This is a genomic window from Halorubrum sp. C191, from assembly GCF_002727095.1.
Taxonomy (GTDB): Archaea; Halobacteriota; Halobacteria; order Halobacteriales; family Haloferacaceae; genus Halorubrum; species Halorubrum ezzemoulense.
The window spans coordinates 1-17,712 of record NZ_NHNZ01000013.1; the positions used below are offsets into that span (position 1 = coordinate 1).

The window sequence follows — 17,712 nt, forward strand, 5'->3', positions numbered from 1 at the left end:
GTATTTATGTCCGTGAGTATCATGGTCGCCATCGTGGTGATACTCGCTGCTACCATCAGCGTCGTGATTCTTGACTTCGAGAGCGAGCTCCCAGAGCCGCAGCAACTGCGCGGGTTCGGCGACACGGAGGTGACGCTCGGGCCCGAACACCGATCGTGGGGTGGGTGGAACAATGGTAACAGCAATCCCTCCCGCGGAGACATTGACGTCGTTCGAGTGCCCTACGTCGCGGGGCCGAGCTTCCAAGGCGACGAGATCGGTTCGATACTGGTCAGCTGGGAGGGTAGCGACGGCGAGGGCGGTCAGGTTCGGTTCCTGAATCCCAACCGCTTCGACGCGGACACCGCTCAGACGTTCCACGACGGCGATGTCGGGGAGTTCTGTACCGGCGATTTCGGCGTCGGTGAGACACTGACGATCCGGATGGCTCACAACCGGTATCAAGCGGGGGGAACCGGGACCGATGTGGCAGATATTGGTGAGCAGTACGTCGAGTCGAACCAGAACGACATCGCTCGCGGCGATGACGAGCCTTTCTTCCGGGTCGAAAACAGGTATCCGATCGATTTTAGCGGCGACCGCCCGATGGAGCCGGGAGACTCAGTCGAGATCCTTTTTATTGGCGTCAACGACGAACAGCCCATCGCCAGAACGACCGCAGTCGCGACCGCAGCGAGCGGCGAGCCCACAGAACGAGACAAGCCAGAGTGTCGCTAAAAACAGTCGACAGTCGCAGATTCGAACACATCCAGAGACGGCGTGATTGAAATTCGCGGTCGCTGATAGTTCGTCGAGATTGTGCTGGATACAGAGCGCATATTCAGCATTACCGTACCTTTCTCAGGAGAAGCTCCCGCTGAATAAAAACGCCGTTCAGAAGCCGCGTTCGGCAAACGCTTCCCGTGCCTGTTCGTATCCTGTCTCTCCACCTCTCGTGTAAAGTGACGGGAGGTTCACGCGACGTTTACAAGTTGTTCTCGCGTCGGTATACTTAATTACAAGTCGGGGACGTGTTAGTCCCTTTATGCCATCCGTTGCGGAGACCTGCTGGATCGCATCAAGTCGAATTCGGTCTGGCGAGCGGAACCCACGTGCGTAATTTACTGCCCAGAGTACGAGGATCGACCCGCCAAGGGCAGCGATGTAGAGAAAATTACCACCGCGAACCACGCTGACCACCCACCAGATGCCGATTGGAAATACAAACAAGTAGCCGACAAGGACAGTACTAGACCACCACGTTCCGCGCTGCCAGTAATCTCGATAGAGTGACTTAATATACCCTAAAAACGATTCCTGGAAGTATACGTAATCTTCGGTGAACCGTGCTGTGCCGCGTTTTATCGGGAATGACTCGATGGAGGACATACGTCTCTCTCACTTTACTGATCATACGAAAAACTTGCCCGCTGTGTCAGTAGCTGAAATGCTACTATCGGCATCTCCCTTCGTTGAATACAACCTCTGTATCTTGAGGCTCTGGGTAGGTCACCTCAGGCTATGCAAGATAGAGGGCGCGTATCGGCCACAAGGTGAAGCGTAACTCACGAAACGTTTTCTGGGGTGCTCCTCCTACGACAGATATGTCCACGACTGTAGCGACTCCGAATGCGGACAAACGTTGCGCGTACTGTGAATCCCGAATTTTCGACCACGACCCAATCTGTGTCCGTGATTGTGACGACAACTGCGGTTCCCCCCAGTACTTTTGTAACTACGCGTGTCTCACGGCATACATCGAGGAAAACAGCCTGACCACGGGGAATGCGTGTACGTGGAACCCCGATGAAAACAACTGCTGCTAATCGGCTGTATCGCTAACAGAGACTGCTGAACTCACTCTCTGTATCTCGTACCTTACTACTGACAGAAACTGAGAAGATCTCGTGGGCGCTGCTGAATACACTGCGCGAGTCTGTCACCCATCTACAGACTGGGTGGTATGACGGTTGTACAACCACCATGGATTCTACTACCCCAGATCGAGGGTCACTACTGCGACCAACAATCTGCTTCCTATGAGCGTACTCGAAACGGATAGTCAGATCTATCCCGTAACCGACAAAGTAGTCCAATCCTCAGATATCACATCTGTTAAGTACATATCGATAAAATTACAAAATATGACCAAACAACACATTTTCACTCAGATGATTCTCGAACGAGAGGAGCCAGCATTGTTTATCAATCCTCGCTCTGAACAAATCGCAGCCTTCGCAGAGCAAGCAGTAACGGCTGAGGACCAGCCTAAGGTCAGGCTGCTCGCAGACTCAGACGAAATCAAAGACGCCCTCTACAGTTTTCTCACAGCATCAAAGCTAGCCGAGCTCATCCACCGAGACCAGCTCAGCCTCCGAACACTCACGGAGCCAGTTCAGAATATTATTTTCACAACCGAGTCTGAGGCTGTTGTTCCTGTGATGGACAAGCACAGTATCTCGAGTTCGGATCCCAAACTGGTCCCATCAGTCTACGGTGAGTTCGACTCCAGATTCGAGGCTGCCGAGCAGTATCACCTCCGGACACCTGCCCTCTCAGTAGTGAAACAGACGCTCCGGGAGGAGATTGGCGACGATGTCGCTGACGAACTCAACGAAGTCCTCGCACACGCTGAAGAGATTTCCAACAGCAACGAATACCTCAGTATCGTCGAGATCATGCTTATCCTCGCAGCCCGCAACGAGGTCCTCCTCTACGACATCTCGAAATGGGGAGAGGATACAGGTATCGCTTCGAAAGCAACCTTCTCACGGGCCAAATCAGCACTCGAAGATGCTGGCCTCATCGAGACTGAAAAAGTCCCACTAGACATCGGTCGCCCCCGACTTCGGCTTATCGCAACCGACGAGCTCGCGACAGCAAACCTGAAAACACTCTCCACCGAGATCCAGTCTCCGCTGTAGCATCTGCCCCACGACAGCCACCGACTATCGAGACGGGAATACGGTGCTTCTCCAACTCAAGCTTGAGATGAAGCAGTCAAAATCACTGTATAGAGGGTGTGAAACGTATTCTATAACACGCAGTCACCAGATCAATAGTATTTCAAAACTCGACTACGAAAATTGCGACATGTACGATCTTACTGGCTTTCAGCGCGATCTGCTGTACGTAGTTGCCGGACGTGATGACCCCCACGGACTCGCGATCAAAGACGAGCTGGAGGACTACTACGAAAAGGAAATCCATCATGGGCGGCTCTATCCCAACCTCGACACGCTCGTTGAGAAGGGACTCATCGAAAAGAGTCAGCGGGACCGACGGACCAACGAGTACAGCACTACTCGCCGGGGCACTAGAGAAATCGAAGCTCGGACTGAATGGGAAGCCGGGTATATTGACCACGACGGGTGATCGAACTACTGCGTTCGAGGACTGTATTTCACGTCCCTGGCTCTGTTGAGATCCTCAGCAGGAGATATGTTCCAGGCCGATCACGGTCAATACAGAGAATTCACCGACCGGCTGTTTCAGGGGCTGTGTTGGATCGCTGTAAGGCGGAGAGATTCACTGTTTGACGAAGCGTTTGATGTTATAGACGACACACATCAGCGCGATTTCGCGGAACTCACGGAACCATGACCGCGCTCGCACGGCGAAGCCGAGCGAGCGCTTCACAGCCGAGTTCACAGTTTCGGTCATAGAGCGCTGATTATAGCGATTATCGTCGATTCTGGCGTTGTGTGCGTGGTCGTACGGTCCGAAGATGCGGTGCTTGATCAGCGGTCTGATCCCGAGATCGCATAATCCTTCGCGGAGCGATTGCTTGTCATAGCCTTTATTGACCGCGAGAGACCGCAGGTCGCCCGCATTCCGGCGGGCGATCTGCTCTGCGAGGTCCGTGTCACTTCCTTCCCGATTCGTTGAGCAGTGAACGTCAATGACGGCTTGCGACGCTGTATCGGCGAGTTTCGTGACTTTGAGCTTCTGAACGCGGTAGCTGATTCGCTGGCAGTAGTGGCGGCTCGCTGGTGAGCGGTCGTAGAACGTGGCGTCGATCGCGGCGTGTTCAGAGAGATCGTGCAGCTGCGCCGACTGGCGCAGCAGCACTCGACAGACGCTCATGCTGATCCGGTCGAACGCCTTACACAACGTGGACGGGGCGGGGAGATCGGCCGCGTTAAGGCCGATCTCCCCGATTATTTGTGGCATCTCTTTGAGCAGGTCGATCGTCATGCGGTACGACAAATCGAGGTAAATCCGCAGACAGTGAAGGGAAACGAGTGCGTAGTCGGCGAATCCGCCGCCACCGTCCGGGGCGGCGGATTCGCCTCCATCGCCAGTAACTCTTTGAGCAACCGGTACAACCTCCCCGATGAAGCGGGAGATTTGCGTCATGGTCGACGGAACTCTCCCGCTTCAATTCCTTTGATTTAGCGGCCTACCTCGCCTCCGTATGGCGATTCAACACAGCCGGTTGAAGCTACCGCAGTCTCGGTCTTTGGCTCGCCGCCGACCGGTTTCAGACGAACCCCTGTGAGGTACACTTCATTCAAATCTACCGAAGGACTGCCTCCCATATTAGATCGAGATCTGAACAGTTGAAGTTGTGTTGTAAGAACAACAACGTAGCCCACCGACATAGTTCGAAAGGGTACCGCAATAGTGAACCAACGTATCACACCGATATCCAGTATCCAGAAATCTCTTCAAGACCTACGCGGGTATCGAATCAACGGTCGTATCGTCGAAAACTCCGGATAATACTATAGAGGTACATCGTACCACAAGCATTATCACGAGTCCACTTCGTATGTAGCAGCATGGAAGAAGACCCCTTGGAGCGTATGCGTGAGCTCCGTAAAGAAAACAAGGAGATTTACGCCGAAATGGGGAAAGTCGGTTCGGGACACGCTACTGCGGAGGATTAAATCAGCTACCGCTATCGTTCGACGCGTCTTTTTCAATTCCGTTTAATACCTCTCGTGCTGTTTCCAGTACTTGATCTAATGTTTCTGTAGGCGGATCGTGTGGTCGGCGCTCTTCTAATCCCGGACAGAGTGTGTGAGTAAAGTATCGGTGCCAGACGCTGAACAGTTCATCTTTTGCCCACAACGTGTTGTATCGAACGTCGGATTGGAACGTTCGAGTATATTTTGAATGAAGAACAAAACGAGGAATAGACGGGGTGATAATTCGATCACTCGGACCGTCAGACTGTTCAACAAGATATTCAAGCGAGTTTGTCGCAGTTCGGTGGTTTGCGTCGGGAAAAAGGTGGAGCCCGACAATTGCTCGAATCCAGTGAGCGCATGCTTCGGGAAGCGGTGCGGTGGTGGGAAACTCCCGGATCAAGCGGCGGATATCTGAGTCTATGACATTAGAAATCCGCTGTTTTGTCAGCCCCGGTTCGTTTTCTCGTACCTCTCCGTAGGTAGAGCCTGGTTCCTCGTAGAACTCTTTGTTGAGCTGTTTGATTACCTGAGCGTTGACGGAGCCGAAGTCACGAAGCCGCCAGTCGTCTGCTTGGAATGCGTCCGGAGATATCCCCTCAACATCAAGAATAACGTTCTCTATGTGTTTCTCAGGCGGATCTCGGAGAAGTCTTGAGCCATAGGAGTTCTCCTGATAGGTTTCCAGCCCTATTTGAGTGACAGCACCGATACGTTCGAGATCACGGAGTTGTAGACGAAGTACGTTCTCCCGAAAGCGATCCTGTGCCAGCCGGTGTGGAGTGACGTGGGTTTTGTCTTGGAGGGCTTCGAGGATGTCTAGATCAGAGAGGTACATTGGGGCGCTCGGATCGATGAAATCCCGGTACGAGTGTGTTCCAGTGATTTCATCCGGCATATCAGAACCCCGCCCACTTCTCGGGCCGCGTAGCGTAGCTCGGTCGAAGAGCAGGAAGCGGCCGAACAAGATCGGCGTTCACGTGCCCGTCAAGATACCTGGCGCCCCACGTTGTGATCGACCAGTGATTGTCGAGCTCACCGCGATCGTGCGAGGCGATCCAGCTGGCCTTCGCGAGAACGCGGAGCCGGGTGCGAACGAGCCGCTGCTGGAGATGGAAGTCGTGAGCGACTTCCCACCAAGACGACGCCCCCTCACGATCGAGATACTCAAGGATGCGATCGTCCTCGCTGACCATCCAGTTCGCGGATTTTTTCATGTTACACCTGTGCGCTTTCGTCACCGTTCGAGGACTAGTCGTTGAGCTGTTCAGCATTGAGTTCCCCATCGAGGTAGCGTTCGCCCTCGGTGGTGATCGAGTATACTCCGTTACCAAGCTCCGTAACAAGCCCGTGGTCCTTCATCCGGTTCAGACGCTTGGAAACTCCCGATTTACCGATATGGATATACTGGTGATCGGAAAGGGGTGTAGGAGACGTAGGGCCTTCATCACGGATGATCTCAAGAATTCGGTCATCCCAGATGGTCATCCAGTCAGCGCTCTTCCTCATAGACACAAGGTTTCTTTGAGGAAACTTTGTTCCACGCAAAAGCAACGCCCAGACACACTGGGGCTAAGTAGAAACGTCGTTAACCTTAAGATACGTTGTTTCTTATCGTGAACCACGGAGCCCGAGTGACGAACCCTCGGCTCGCGATGAAATGTAGGATCCCGGCCGCGGTGTTGGCGCACCCGGCCGGGTCGGGTTCTGTGCTGAAACCACAGAACCATGCCAACGACGGCATCCGGGGGACTGAATCCCCCAACGACGACAGACGGACCGAGCGGGCATAACAACGGCGACTGCGAGATCTGCGGCGACCCGGCCGATGGGTTCTGCGCGCAGGTGAAATGCCACCTGTGCGCCGACTGCGCGGCGAAGCCGCTCGCCGCGCGCCGCGATGCAGGGGTGCGCGATGCGTAGCGTCCTCGCCGACAACGAACGCGACGGCGACGAGCCGACCGCGCTCGCCGACCTCACCGCCTTCCAGCGCGATCTTCTCTGGGCGCTCTCCCACGAGAACGCCCGCAAGGGGACGGCCCTGAAGGCGGACCTCGCTGCCTACTACATCGACGAGATCAACCACAGCCGCCTCTACCAGAATCTCGACACGCTCGTCGAGTGTGGCCTCGTCGCAAAGCGGGCACGCGATCGGCGCACCAACGAGTACAGCCTCACCGAGGCGGCCCGCCGCGCCCTCGAAGCGCGCCGCGCGTGGCAGGCGGAGGGTGATGCCACGTGATTCGCACCCGCCCACCGTATCTCCGCTTCGACGCCCGCGAGACCCTCACTGGCGAACTCGGTGAAATCACCGTCCAACAAGCGGTCGAGGGCCGCGTATGATGAAGAAGCTCTGGCGGTGCCGCCAGTGCGACCGACTCGTCAACCGATTCGTGAACGGGTGGGTCTGCCCGCGGTGTGGGTGGTACTGTGGCCAATCGATCGCGAGTGTGAATCGGGGGCCATGAGTCGAGACAACCAGCAGTCCGCCGACGCAACGCTAACAGGCACCCTCACGAACGACACCATCGCAAGCCTCGATCAGCTGTCGCTTGCGTCAACGTCGGGGGCGTGTCAACACTGCGGGCGCTCGTTCACCGAGGGCGATGAGATCGTCGCGTACGTCTCTAAGCCGGCCGAGAAGCGAACCCACGAAGTTGGCCATTGCGTCTGCGCGCACCGTGAACACCGCCAGCAGGAGGTGTTCACCCTCGGTGTCTACGAACTCCTCGTCGCCGGGCGTATCGGACTCGCCTCAGACGCCGCGACCCAATCCACATGGCCGATTCTCGTCGAGCCGGTCCCACTCGGTGTGAGCGCGCCAGCGACGACGACGATCCGCTGGCTGCCGCCCGAGACACCACTCGCCGAGCAGGTCACGCCGACAGCGACCCACCGGCAGCGACGGCGTGAGGCCCGGGCGCAGGTGACGGTTGGTTCCCCACCGGCAACGGAGGGGGATGACTAATGCGGTCACCATCCCGCACCGAGGCCGCTCAACAACGACGGCCGAAGCACCACCGAACGCGTCCGTCCACCCGACCACCAACGACTGACCCGGACACCACCCTCGCGACGATCGCACACCTTCGGCGGGCGCTCACCGCGAGTACCGCCAGTGACGCGGCCGGCGTGACGGCGGCGCTCTTCCGAGCGACGCGGACTGTCGACGAGACACACTATCCAGACATCGCGGCCGCAGTCCGGATTGCCCGCAGTGTCGATCCTGTCTCGCGAACAGTCCGCCAGTACATCCGAGAGCTGCTCCGGCGGCTCGTCGCGATGGTCAACTGCTGGGAGCCACCAAAGTGATGCCAGCAGACAAGCAGACCCGCTGCGGGCACGCACAGCCCGCCGGCCAAGGCCACGAGCGTGGCGTCCATCTTGTAGGCCCAACCACACAGTATGACGCCGCCGGGATCCACTGTGGAAGCGTCTCGCCCCGGCTGACCGAGTGGATACCCGAACTCCTCGACCAGCTTCGTGAGGCGAGCACAGAAACAGTCCGAACCCAGACACCCCACACCGACCCGTGGCGGGCGAGTACGTCACTCCTCGATACCACGCTCCCGGAGTGGAATTCCCTCGAGAACACGTGGGACGATGCGACCGCCGAGGCCGTCGCGTACACGCAGGCGATTACCGAGTTGGCGCTCGTCGACGGCGACACCGAGTCGTCATATCACACCCAACGCCACGACGAATTACGTGACACAGTTCATACAGTCGGCACCGGGCGCGGCGCGGTCAACGCCGGGCTTGGCGCACTCGCAAAGGGACCAGTCGCGCTCCACCGCGAATTCGACGCTACTCCCCGAGCGATCACCGTCGCACTCGATGGCCCAACCTGGACCGATCTCCCCGACCGCCGAACTGGCGTCCGCGCGCTCGCGGCCATCGCCGTGCTCGCAGCCGGGTTCGACGTCCGCGTTGTCGTCTCCCCGGCGCTCAAACGCCACCTCACCCAGCGGTACCCACAGTGGTGTGAAATCCACCTCGATCTTACGCAGAGCCGGGATCGGTCCCACCCGCATCCCCACCGCGTTCAGTCTCACGAGCCGACCACCGACGAGCGCCACCCCGCCTGGCAAGCGCTCGATGGGCTCGAACGCACACCGAAGAAACGACGCCTCCTCACCAATCTCGACGCCACTACCGGGCGAACCTACCAGAATCTCGAACACGACGACGCGATCGACATTGAGGCAGGGACGGTCAGCCGGTACGTTCTTGATCTCGAGACGCGTGGGCTCGTCGACGTTGACCGTCGAGGTACCCACCACAGCGTCACACTCTCTGAACGCGGTCAGACGGCCGTGGCTGGGTATCTCGACGCTGCCGGCGACCTCGTCCATCCCGAACAACGCCGACTGACTGACGATCGTACTGCGACCACTCACGATGTCACAAGTACAGTGTCGCCCCGCCGAGAGGACCCCACAGGTGACACCCCACCCTCACTCGAGGAGTGGCTGGCGGCGACGGGTGACCCCGACGCCGACGGAGAGTTCGTCCAGTGGCTCAGGGGGCCCGACACCGTCAATGAAACCCACCTCCACCAGCGGTTTTGGACCCCCGCCCAAGACGATAGCGTCACGCTCGTCGATGACACCCCAACCCCGTTCGATGACGGCCGGGTTGGGTATCTGAGTCACACCCCCGGCGAGGCGCAGGTCGTCCTCCAATGGGGTGGGCCCTTAGCCACCCTGGGACGTCTCGCGGCTGTCTTACTCAGCGATAAGGCGCTCTCGAAGATCCTGACGCCGTCGCGGTTCGGCCGCGCATTCGAGGCAATCCATCGCGGTGATCTCGAACAAGACGCCCCACGAGTGCTGTGTCGTGGTCACCAGGTTGGCTGGTACAGCGAGGACGAGCACACGTATGCGGCGTGGCGTGACCGCATCACGTCCGTCCGCGATACACTGCTCGCTAAGATCGGCGAACACACGAACAGTACCAATACCGCCGCCCGCAGCGAACTCTTCGAAGATCTCCACGGGCTGGTCGCCTCGGCTACCCACCTGTATCACGCAATCGGCGTTGATCTCACGACCACGATCAGACTCCCGGACACCGCGGCGCTCGCCCGAAACTCGGCGCAACGCCGGCAGCTCTGTACGTTCCTTGCGAAGACGGTGCCCAAACAATCGGTGTATGGCGTTCACTCGGGCTACCGCATGTTGTTCGAAGAGCGCCCGCCCAAACTGCGGCGGCGGCTTCCATATAACGTCGAGCCCAACGCGACGATGGATCTGACGATGTCGTGGGTGCTTGCGGGCCCGACGATCACCGATCTCCGCGATGTAATCCAAGAGGCACTCACCACAGAGCTCACCGCCGTCCGAGAGGCGATCGCTGAAGGAATCGAAACCGCCCCTACTCTCTCGATCCCGGTCGTCGACGGGACGACCTACCCCGCCATCCGGCGGGTGATTGACGAGATTGCGATGACCCACGACGCCCAGTGGACACCCCGCGAGCGACAGCGGCTCGTGCGGCTCTGTCTCCGCTCGTTCGGCCCGGCGGACACCACGCGCCGTGCGTGCCCGTACGACGTCGTGGTGAGCCTGCTGCGCGCGCTGAACGAGTCCCACTCCCCGACCGTGGCTGCGGTTGAACGCGCGGCGGCGACGCTCTCTGTCGCGCGGTTCCGTCCCGATCTCGTGCCAACGGCGACGGCGCTGTATGCGGCCCTGCTTCGAGCCGACGAGCCGCTCGGCCGCTCAGCGTTACTCGAGCGGGCCGACATTGCGGCCAGTAGCTATGATCGCCGGATTGGCACTGTCCAAGCGCTTGACCGAGTACAGGCCGTCCAGATAGATGGCCACCGACGCTGGGTCACCACCGACGAACCCAGTCACCCATCACTACAGCCGTCGCCGTGCCTCGGTCACCCCCATTCCTGGCTCCCGCTGTTGACGCATCGCTCACGAACACATTCAGTCCGTTTCGCCCCCACCCTGTGGGTTCCACTCCGAGTCGGCTGGCGACACCCACATCGAATCCCCACGTGGGATCAACACGCCCCGACTGTCACCTCCCTTGACATCGCCCTTCCGGTGAACCAGTGGGGACCGCGCCGGGAGGACTGTACCGCAATCACCGACGCACCAACTCATCACAGCCACCGACCAGCCACAGCGCTCGAAACCATCACCGATGAACCACGCATGACACCACAATACTACGCACCGACCGCATCGCTTCTCGACCACCTACGTCTCCTCTTACCACGGGGTGTGTCCCAATGAGACACTCAGCAAGCGATCGTACAACCGACGCCATCTGCGAGCGCTCGCTCACCAAAGAGGAGACACACATCCGCGTCGCCCGCTGTGAAGAGGCCTCATCTCAACTCACGTCTAGCGTCGAACAGCGGAATCAGCGCCTGTGTCTCACCGTGTCCACTAACGATGCGTAACGCTACAAGTACACGACCGAAGATTGTTCGAGTAATCGACAAGTACGACCTCGACGGCATTGGCGACGAAATGGTTGCGGAGTGGACAAAGCCCGAGAGTACCCGACGCTCTTGTCGTGAACTCGCGGAATTCTTCAACATCCGTGTACTCGATGTAGCACTCCGCGAAGCGGGTATCATCTGGGATAGATCACTTGTAGAGGAGTGTGCTGCGATCATCAAAGACAGAGATAAATCGCTGACAGGATATGATCTCGATAGTAGGGGAGTAGACACCGACGAAGTCGGCGGAGACATGGTTTCATATCAATATATATACATGTATCTGACAGAGTACCGTGATACTGAGTATGAGCGTGAGGTCGATGATATTCACTCGCGAGTTGCGAGTTTAGGACAGATCGAAACAAAGACAGAGACGATTGCTGCTGGGATTATCTCACGGTCTGTATCCCACAACCAAGTATACGGAGCAGAGCCTCAAATAGAGGTTACGACGGAATGTATTTGTGAAACATGCGAGACCAACACCGAGATGTCGGTGTATCTGCGAAACGGCGGCTGTCCTACCTGTAGTCGGTCGCGTTAATTTCGCTCATTCTTCTTTGTCATTCTATTGAAATACTCAGCATACTTCGAGGTGGACCCTCCGGCCTCAAGGAGCGACCGGAGGGAGCGAGTAGGCCGGAGAGGAAACCGACATACTACTGAGCAAGTGTTAATTTACATCCCACCGTACTGACAACTAGTGCTGTGCTGGCACAAGTCCCGCGCAGTACGGGCCGCAGTAAGTGCTGTGCTGGCACAAGTCCCGCGCAGTACGGGCCGCAGTAGCCCGGCCCCAAATGGTGGGTTCACCGACCCCGAAGGGCGTTCGGTGGGCGGGGCGCACAAAACGCCCCGTCGCATCAACTGACGGCGAGGACCACATCAAAGCTCCACCCTCAACGAGCGAGCTTGTCAGTGCGAGCGAAGTAGGATGGGGTCGGTTACTGAGTGGTGGTCTCTCGGAGACGTGCCGAATTCAGCGCGGGGAGGGTGTCAAGGTGATGACGGCGCTGTATCCCCTCCCTGCTCGCTCCCTTCGGTCGCTCGCTGAGGAAAGGGCCTTAGCGCCTATCTTCAGGTGAAGTGGGGTAGTTCATTCTTCTCTGGCACGACCGAAGAAAGCGAGTGCTGCGCCAAGGAGTGTGATATTTTGAAGGAACGATGTGAGTTCCCCACCGCGCTCTTCCTCGTCGACTGCCCAGAAGTCGTGCATGAGTGGCGTCACACCTATCAAAAACGCAGCTACAGCGCTCGCAGAGAGTTTTGGAGCCTTCCACACGCTAATTCCGAGACCACCACCGAGAAGAAGACCACTACCTGCCGGCACAAGTGTCTCTGCCTCAGGCACCCCTTTTGCATCGGCGTATGCAACCCGCCCATCAAGATTCGTGAGATTCCGTACGGCAAGCGCTACAAGGCCAGATCCAAACAGTACTCGGCCAAGAAGAGCTGGTTTTTCTGTGCTGTCGGTGTCTGTTTTAGACATTACCAGCTGGTAAAATAGCCGGTGATATAAGACTCATGATCATCGTATGAGGCGGATTTGTTACACATCTCTATCAAATATAGTAATACAGTCAAAACCCATATCAACCCCGATAGACGCCTCCCGATATGGCCGCAGCCACAGACAACGACCAGCTACAAGAGAGTAGCGCCGAATCTGGCGGGGACTTCTGGCGACAGTCGTTCGAGCAGTTCATCGAGGACCTTCCTGAAGCAGCATTCGTCGTCGACGCCGATGGTGACATCACCCAGTGGAACACCGCAACAGCCGACCTCCTCGGCCTTCCCGCAAGCAAAGCCGTCGGCATGAACGCATACGATGTCTTCGGCACTGAAGGCGAAGATGAGACCCTTGCCGAAGAAGTCCTCCGTACTGGAACCCCCATCCGTGAAGACCAGTTCCGATCCGCAGAACGACCGGACGGCACGAAAGCACATGCGCGCGCGATTGGAACCCCGATACAGACACCCACTGGCAAGGTCGTTGGGGCTGTCGAGTTGCTCTTCGACGTCACCACCGTCGTCGAACAGCGGGAGACGCTCGCCGACCTCCAGGAAGAACTCTCGGACAATGTCGAGACGTCCATGGAACAGCTGAGCGAGTCGACAACCGAAGTTGCGAATCGCTCGAATGAAATCAGCCAGCTCGTCGACGAGCAGGCAGCCGAGCTCGAGAGTACCCAAGGCGAGATCTCCGGATTCAGCGCCACTATCGAAGAGATTGCGTCCAGTGCCGAGGAAGTCAGCAACCAAAGCGCGGAATCGAGAACCCTCGCCGAAGAGTCCGTCGACACCGCGGGGGAGGTTATCGACCAAGTGGACGACACAGCCGAGAAGTCAGCTTCGGTCGCAGACGACGTCGCTGAGTTGAAAAACGAAATCGAACAAGTCGAAGAACTCGTCGGCGTGATCAACGATATCGCCGAGCAGACAAACATGCTCGCGTTGAACGCCAACATCGAAGCGGCACGCAGCGACAGTGACGGCTTCGCGGTCGTCGCCGACGAGGTGAAGAACCTCGCCAATCGCTCACAAGATCAAGCTGACGAGATCGAAGAAATCGTCGCAAGGATCAAAGAGAAGGCTGCTACGGCGACTACCGAAGTAAGAGCAGGAAACGCCGAGATCCAGTCCGCGAGAAACGACATCCAACGCCTCCTCGAAAACCAGAAACAAATCCTTGCTGCGGTCGAACAGACTGAAAGCGGGATCACCGAGATCGCAGACGCAACAGATGAGCAGGCGAGCGTGGCTGAAGGGATATCGAGCGCTGTCGACGATGTCTCTGAACGGGCTGCCCTCGTGAGTGAAGAAGTCACAGAGATTGCGGACGAAAACGACAATCAAACAGAGATGGTCGCGGGGCTAACCCGGCAGGTCGAACAAATTGACCGCGAACTCGCTGAGGTCATGAATACGTCTGTCTAAGGTAGACGTCTCGTGATCGGACAGACGAACAGTCTCATCCCACGTTTCCGCTCTAGTTCGCTGACGGCTCCTTCCGTGGGAGTGAGATGCTGACGACAGTTCCGGTCACCTCATTTTCGCCAAACTGGACACGACCGCCGAGGAGATCGGTTCCCCACTTGATGATCCAGAGCCCGAGCCCACTTCCATGGTGAAGCACAGATTCGGTTCCTTCAGAAAGTACGGATAGTTCGTGCTCGGGTATCCCCGGCCCGTTATCGCGGATTTCGATCTGTACCTGCTCGCCTACGCTGGCGACAATCTCAACATGTGGACTGTCACTGGTATTGTGTTCAGCAGCGTTTTCGATAGCGTTCGAAAGCACTGGACTAACAAGCACATCGACGGGTACATCTTGGTCAGGACACTGAAGCTCGAATGTAACGTCGGAAAAGCGTGATCTAACCTCTCTCAGCCGCTCTTTAAGTATCATCTCTATCGATCTGACGTCGGATTCTTCTCGAGCGCGACTGAAAAGCCGGATTGCCTCGCGACCTTTCTGTCCTAACTCATCGATTTGAAGTGCGCTTTGTTTTACGCGCTCGGCTGCTTCCGTCGGCAGGTCCTCGCTATACCCAAGTATCAGGTTAGTTTCTGTCTTGATGTTGTGGCGAAGCACGCGATTGAGAACCTGTAGACGCTGTTCTTGGCGCAAGAACTCAGTCACGTCCTGTAACGTCACCATGCTCCCAATGACCTGCCCTCGCTGTGTGGTAATCTCGACAGTTTTGATCTTGAAGTCCCGCTTACCTGAGTGGGTTTGTATCGTAAGGAAGTCTTCAAATACTCCAGAATCTGGAAATGCCTCGTACTTAGGAATCGTCTCTGGCGCAGATGATCCGAGCAGTTCGTCTCTTTGTACATTAAGCATCTCTAGTGCTGGACCATTGACGTTAATCACGTTGTCATTCAAATCAAGAACAAGTATTCCCTCTTGGGTACTATCAAATACGAGTCTTCGAGCGGTAGTGTTCGGTGCCGGATTCGTTCGCAGTAAACTGTACCGTCGAATGGCGGTCAGGTAGATGACGCCAGAAACTGAAAATGCGACTGGTGTCGGGTCAATAGGCGTGCTAAGCACGTTTGTGAGGTAGCATAGGTTTATACCCCAGGGAATGATCAACGCCCCAATCAGCGTATACGCCTGCTTCCGAAACGCAGCCATCTGGCTCAGGGCCAACCGGACTAACAGGGCACTACCCACGCCACCCAGTAAATACGTATAAGCGGCGACAATCCAATACCAGATGCCTCCGCTGTCGTTCTGGGCGACGCTGAGATCCGGAGTTTGTGCGATACTGATCTGTAGAAGTTCCTGAGCCGGCCCGAGAATGGATAAAATCACGGTTACCACCGGGACAACCGCAAGCGCCGAGACATATCTCCAGTTCAAAAAACGATCGTGACCAGTGTATGATAACGCAAACAGCATCCACCCGAGTGGGATTGCAACGACGCCTATCCACATCAGGTACATCCAGAATAGCTTTGCCTCCACACCAGGTGCTCGGAGTCGAAAAATAAGCATAAGCGACCAGAACACCTGCCCGGCCAGCAACAGTACGAGAGGTCTCGCCCCCGGAGATTGCCCCTCTCTCCACGCTAAAATAGCCGAAGCTGAGCCAAGAACGACGGAGATGTGTAACACAGACAGCAGAAAGATAGTATTTGACACAGTCTTACAAGCACATCTATGTATACTAACTTTATGTCTAAGAAATTTAACTTTCCACGGTCAATAAAAAAGAGAGTGCCGTGGATTACCCGATGATAGCGATGAACAGTCCGCACGCCACGAACACGTAGTTCATCTCACCGAGCAACTCCAGGCGACGGTAGTCGTTACTACGCCCAATTCGACTATTGAGGAAAACCGCCAGCACTCGTCCAGCAAGAAGGACCAACGCAAAAAGTGCTGGGAGGAATCCGCTAAGAAACGCGCCAATGACGACGAGAACTGAGAGCATGTTGATGATGTACAATAGATGCCGTGTCCGCTTGACGCCGACGACAGTCGGGAACGTTGAGACATTATTTTTGACATCATCTTCGATGTCGCGGACGTTCGGAATTTCAGTGTTGACGAAAATATCGGCAAAAAAGTAAACCGCCAACACAATGGCAAGTGGCGTGATTGCGGCATCGGCAAACACAATTGGCAGGACTACCATTGCTGTCGCCCACGCCAGTGCCACAAGCGTAGAATTAAGCACAAAGATGGTCTTCAGTCGCTGGACCGGCACAAGCGATCGTTCAGACAGATCTGCTACATACAAGATCCAAGTAACGCCTGGAATGAGGGTGACCGCAAGCGCAAGTGGGCCACCAAGCGCCGAGAGAGTAATTGCAAGTCCGTATGCTCCAGCAGACGTGATCGAAAGAAGACGCCTGTGTCGCCCGATGAACGCACTTCGCTCGGACGTCGCTTGTGGGTCGTATCGCACATCGCTGATTCTGTCACCGACGTAGACACCGTAAGCGACCAATCCAACGACGACGGGTGCCAGGGATGGCTCGAGCGACAAGATCACCATCGTGACAAGTGTTCCCGCGATCCCCATGCCTACAATATCGAGTTGGAGGAAAATACAGGCTTTTCGTATGCGATGCCACAGTTTGACCGATGGACGAAAACCGCTACCGGTTCCGGTAGATTGTCTATCGGAACCCGTCCGTTCTGGTTTTTTCTTTGACATTCTGTTGGGGACACCGCAAGAAAACACGCTGTTGCTTCCCTGGGTGCCAGCTATAAATTACTTCTAATTGACAATAAAGATAGATAGATACTTCTCATCAGATTAACAGGCCGTTTTCGGGTTTCGCGAATAATCGTTTTTCTGACATAATGTGTTTGCTGTTCGCATCTCTTACCAGTAGTTGGTAATACAATTTATTTATTCAGAGATGATGTTGGAATTATAGTAATAATCAAAACGATATACTTCTTCCCACTCTGAGTGGGAATATGACCAAAGTGGATTCAAAAGGGCTAATCGTCCTCCCGCAAGAAGTGCGAGACCGACTTGGTATTACTCCGGGAACAGAGGTTGATATCCGCGAAAAAGACGGGAAAGCAGTTGTTGAGCCAGAGGACAGCCCCGACGAAATTCTCGACAAGATGGAACAACTCATTGAAGAAGCGTCTTCGAACCAGGGAGAGACGACACCTATTTCTGAAGGGGCCGACCCGGTTGCCCACAGACACAGAGATGCCGTTCAGCATTTTCGAGGTGGAGCCCCCGACCTCAAGGAGCGAACGGAGTGAGCGAGTAGGTCGGGGAGGAAACCGACATGGGACGACACAACCACCACACCTCGACCGACTGACTCCCAAGCGTATAAGTACCGTCGAGTGCTCTCTGAAACTATGGGCGTGCG

Annotated in this window: 19 protein-coding genes; 11 read left to right on the plus strand and 8 right to left on the minus strand. The window is 56.4% G+C overall.

What is annotated here, in order from left to right:
* Positions 1-6: 6 nt before the first annotated feature.
* Positions 7-717 carry an archaellin/type IV pilin N-terminal domain-containing protein gene (locus Z052_RS00615; protein WP_099288498.1) on the plus strand — a complete coding sequence of 237 codons (711 nt, stop codon included), beginning with the start codon at positions 7-9 and terminating at the stop codon, positions 715-717.
* A gap of 156 nt (positions 718-873) precedes the next feature.
* Here Z052_RS00615 and Z052_RS00620 read toward each other — a convergent pair whose 3' ends face one another.
* Entirely contained in the window at positions 874-1,368 is a 495-nt protein-coding gene (locus Z052_RS00620; RefSeq protein ID WP_094520761.1) for a hypothetical protein, read from the minus strand.
* 215 nt (positions 1,369-1,583) lie between these two features.
* Between Z052_RS00620 and Z052_RS20800 the strand changes: the two genes are divergently transcribed.
* The 3 genes from Z052_RS20800 to Z052_RS00635 all read left to right on the plus strand — a co-directional run bounded on the left by Z052_RS20800 (position 1,584) and on the right by Z052_RS00635 (position 3,354).
* A complete protein-coding gene (locus Z052_RS20800; RefSeq protein ID WP_094520762.1) occupies positions 1,584-1,805 on the plus strand; it encodes a hypothetical protein in 222 nt (73 codons plus the stop codon).
* A 318-nt stretch (positions 1,806-2,123) separates the two neighbouring features.
* On the plus strand, positions 2,124-2,903 hold the full coding sequence (locus tag Z052_RS00630; protein WP_094520763.1) for a DUF5821 family protein: 780 nt from the start codon (positions 2,124-2,126) through the stop codon (positions 2,901-2,903).
* A gap of 169 nt (positions 2,904-3,072) precedes the next feature.
* Positions 3,073-3,354 (plus strand): helix-turn-helix transcriptional regulator, encoded by a 282-nt coding sequence (locus Z052_RS00635; protein WP_094580662.1) that lies wholly within the window; start codon positions 3,073-3,075, stop codon positions 3,352-3,354.
* A gap of 153 nt (positions 3,355-3,507) precedes the next feature.
* Here the strand turns inward: Z052_RS00635 and Z052_RS00640 are convergent, their stop codons facing one another.
* The 4 genes from Z052_RS00640 to Z052_RS00650 all read right to left on the minus strand — a co-directional run bounded on the left by Z052_RS00640 (position 3,508) and on the right by Z052_RS00650 (position 6,380).
* On the minus strand, positions 3,508-4,338 hold the full coding sequence (locus Z052_RS00640) for an IS5 family transposase (protein ID WP_094580663.1): 831 nt from the start codon (positions 4,336-4,338) through the stop codon (positions 3,508-3,510).
* A gap of 534 nt (positions 4,339-4,872) precedes the next feature.
* Positions 4,873-5,790 (minus strand): hypothetical protein, encoded by a 918-nt coding sequence (locus tag Z052_RS19525; RefSeq protein ID WP_129452569.1) that lies wholly within the window; start codon positions 5,788-5,790, stop codon positions 4,873-4,875.
* 1 nt (position 5,791) lies between these two features.
* Positions 5,792-6,133 carry a winged helix-turn-helix domain-containing protein gene (locus Z052_RS00645; RefSeq protein ID WP_241897859.1) on the minus strand — a complete coding sequence of 114 codons (342 nt, stop codon included), beginning with the start codon at positions 6,131-6,133 and terminating at the stop codon, positions 5,792-5,794.
* A 10-nt stretch (positions 6,134-6,143) separates the two neighbouring features.
* Positions 6,144-6,380, minus strand: coding sequence for a helix-turn-helix domain-containing protein (locus tag Z052_RS00650; RefSeq protein WP_241897860.1), 237 nt, complete (start codon positions 6,378-6,380; stop codon positions 6,144-6,146).
* Positions 6,381-6,807: 427 nt separating this feature from the next.
* Between Z052_RS00650 and Z052_RS00655 the strand changes: the two genes are divergently transcribed.
* The 5 genes from Z052_RS00655 (at position 6,808) to rdfA (ending at position 11,902) form a co-directional block, all read left to right on the plus strand.
* Complete coding sequence (locus Z052_RS00655; protein WP_099288492.1) at positions 6,808-7,134, plus strand: helix-turn-helix transcriptional regulator; 327 nt, start codon at positions 6,808-6,810, stop codon at positions 7,132-7,134.
* Between the two features lie 222 nt (positions 7,135-7,356).
* On the plus strand, positions 7,357-7,860 hold the full coding sequence (locus Z052_RS00660; RefSeq protein ID WP_099288494.1) for a hypothetical protein: 504 nt from the start codon (positions 7,357-7,359) through the stop codon (positions 7,858-7,860).
* Positions 7,860-8,204, plus strand: coding sequence for a hypothetical protein (locus Z052_RS19530; RefSeq protein ID WP_129452571.1), 345 nt, complete (start codon positions 7,860-7,862; stop codon positions 8,202-8,204). Before Z052_RS00660 ends, Z052_RS19530 begins: the two co-directional genes overlap by 1 nt.
* Positions 8,204-11,143, plus strand: coding sequence for a plasmid replication protein RepH (locus Z052_RS20805; RefSeq protein ID WP_246041554.1), 2,940 nt, complete (start codon positions 8,204-8,206; stop codon positions 11,141-11,143). Before Z052_RS19530 ends, Z052_RS20805 begins: the two co-directional genes overlap by 1 nt.
* Before the next feature lie 162 nt (positions 11,144-11,305).
* The gene (gene rdfA / locus Z052_RS20025) at positions 11,306-11,902 is read left to right on the plus strand and encodes a rod-determining factor RdfA (RefSeq protein WP_158228638.1); all 597 of its coding nucleotides are present in this window, start codon (positions 11,306-11,308) and stop codon (positions 11,900-11,902) included.
* 552 nt (positions 11,903-12,454) lie between these two features.
* Here the strand turns inward: rdfA and Z052_RS00675 are convergent.
* Positions 12,455-12,847: a DoxX family membrane protein gene (locus Z052_RS00675; RefSeq protein WP_004595508.1), complete on the minus strand. Its 393-nt coding sequence runs from the start codon at positions 12,845-12,847 to the stop codon at positions 12,455-12,457.
* Between the two features lie 128 nt (positions 12,848-12,975).
* Here Z052_RS00675 and Z052_RS00680 point away from each other — a divergent pair, with 128 nt between their 5' ends.
* Positions 12,976-14,295 carry a methyl-accepting chemotaxis protein gene (locus tag Z052_RS00680; RefSeq protein ID WP_094520694.1) on the plus strand — a complete coding sequence of 440 codons (1,320 nt, stop codon included), beginning with the start codon at positions 12,976-12,978 and terminating at the stop codon, positions 14,293-14,295.
* A 52-nt stretch (positions 14,296-14,347) separates the two neighbouring features.
* Here Z052_RS00680 and Z052_RS00685 read toward each other — a convergent pair whose 3' ends face one another.
* Together Z052_RS00685 and Z052_RS00690 are read right to left on the minus strand one after the other, a co-directional pair.
* Positions 14,348-16,009 (minus strand): histidine kinase N-terminal 7TM domain-containing protein, encoded by a 1,662-nt coding sequence (locus tag Z052_RS00685; RefSeq protein ID WP_321166864.1) that lies wholly within the window; start codon positions 16,007-16,009, stop codon positions 14,348-14,350.
* A gap of 85 nt (positions 16,010-16,094) precedes the next feature.
* The gene (locus tag Z052_RS00690) at positions 16,095-17,030 is read right to left on the minus strand and encodes a UbiA family prenyltransferase (protein ID WP_049933543.1); all 936 of its coding nucleotides are present in this window, start codon (positions 17,028-17,030) and stop codon (positions 16,095-16,097) included.
* Positions 17,031-17,299: 269 nt separating this feature from the next.
* Here Z052_RS00690 and Z052_RS00695 point away from each other — a divergent pair, with 269 nt between their 5' ends.
* The gene (locus tag Z052_RS00695) at positions 17,300-17,599 is read left to right on the plus strand and encodes an AbrB/MazE/SpoVT family DNA-binding domain-containing protein (RefSeq protein WP_094520693.1); all 300 of its coding nucleotides are present in this window, start codon (positions 17,300-17,302) and stop codon (positions 17,597-17,599) included.
* The last annotated feature ends 113 nt before the right edge of the window (positions 17,600-17,712 follow it).

What these genes read in the sequence shown, in the direction of transcription:
- Z052_RS00695 (WP_094520693.1), top strand. Translation starts at nt 17,300, where the DNA reads ATGACCAAAGTGGATTCAAAAGGGCTAATCGTCCTCCCGCAAGAAGTG.
- Z052_RS00650 (WP_241897860.1), bottom strand. Translation starts at nt 6,380, where the DNA reads ATGACCATCTGGGATGACCGAATTCTTGAGATCATCCGTGATGAAGGC.
- Z052_RS00660 (WP_099288494.1), top strand. Translation starts at nt 7,357, where the DNA reads ATGAGTCGAGACAACCAGCAGTCCGCCGACGCAACGCTAACAGGCACC.
- Z052_RS00615 (WP_099288498.1), top strand. Translation starts at nt 7, where the DNA reads ATGTCCGTGAGTATCATGGTCGCCATCGTGGTGATACTCGCTGCTACC.
- Z052_RS00620 (WP_094520761.1), bottom strand. Translation starts at nt 1,368, where the DNA reads ATGTCCTCCATCGAGTCATTCCCGATAAAACGCGGCACAGCACGGTTC.
- Z052_RS00630 (WP_094520763.1), top strand. Translation starts at nt 2,124, where the DNA reads ATGACCAAACAACACATTTTCACTCAGATGATTCTCGAACGAGAGGAG.
- Z052_RS20805 (WP_246041554.1), top strand. Translation starts at nt 8,204, where the DNA reads ATGCCAGCAGACAAGCAGACCCGCTGCGGGCACGCACAGCCCGCCGGC.
- rdfA (WP_158228638.1), top strand. Translation starts at nt 11,306, where the DNA reads ATGCGTAACGCTACAAGTACACGACCGAAGATTGTTCGAGTAATCGAC.
- Z052_RS00640 (WP_094580663.1), bottom strand. Translation starts at nt 4,338, where the DNA reads ATGACGCAAATCTCCCGCTTCATCGGGGAGGTTGTACCGGTTGCTCAA.
- Z052_RS00690 (WP_049933543.1), bottom strand. Translation starts at nt 17,030, where the DNA reads ATGTCAAAGAAAAAACCAGAACGGACGGGTTCCGATAGACAATCTACC.
- Z052_RS00680 (WP_094520694.1), top strand. Translation starts at nt 12,976, where the DNA reads ATGGCCGCAGCCACAGACAACGACCAGCTACAAGAGAGTAGCGCCGAA.
- Z052_RS20800 (WP_094520762.1), top strand. Translation starts at nt 1,584, where the DNA reads ATGTCCACGACTGTAGCGACTCCGAATGCGGACAAACGTTGCGCGTAC.
- Z052_RS00675 (WP_004595508.1), bottom strand. Translation starts at nt 12,847, where the DNA reads ATGTCTAAAACAGACACCGACAGCACAGAAAAACCAGCTCTTCTTGGC.
- Z052_RS00655 (WP_099288492.1), top strand. Translation starts at nt 6,808, where the DNA reads ATGCGTAGCGTCCTCGCCGACAACGAACGCGACGGCGACGAGCCGACC.
- Z052_RS00635 (WP_094580662.1), top strand. Translation starts at nt 3,073, where the DNA reads ATGTACGATCTTACTGGCTTTCAGCGCGATCTGCTGTACGTAGTTGCC.
- Z052_RS19530 (WP_129452571.1), top strand. Translation starts at nt 7,860, where the DNA reads ATGCGGTCACCATCCCGCACCGAGGCCGCTCAACAACGACGGCCGAAG.
- Z052_RS19525 (WP_129452569.1), bottom strand. Translation starts at nt 5,790, where the DNA reads ATGCCGGATGAAATCACTGGAACACACTCGTACCGGGATTTCATCGAT.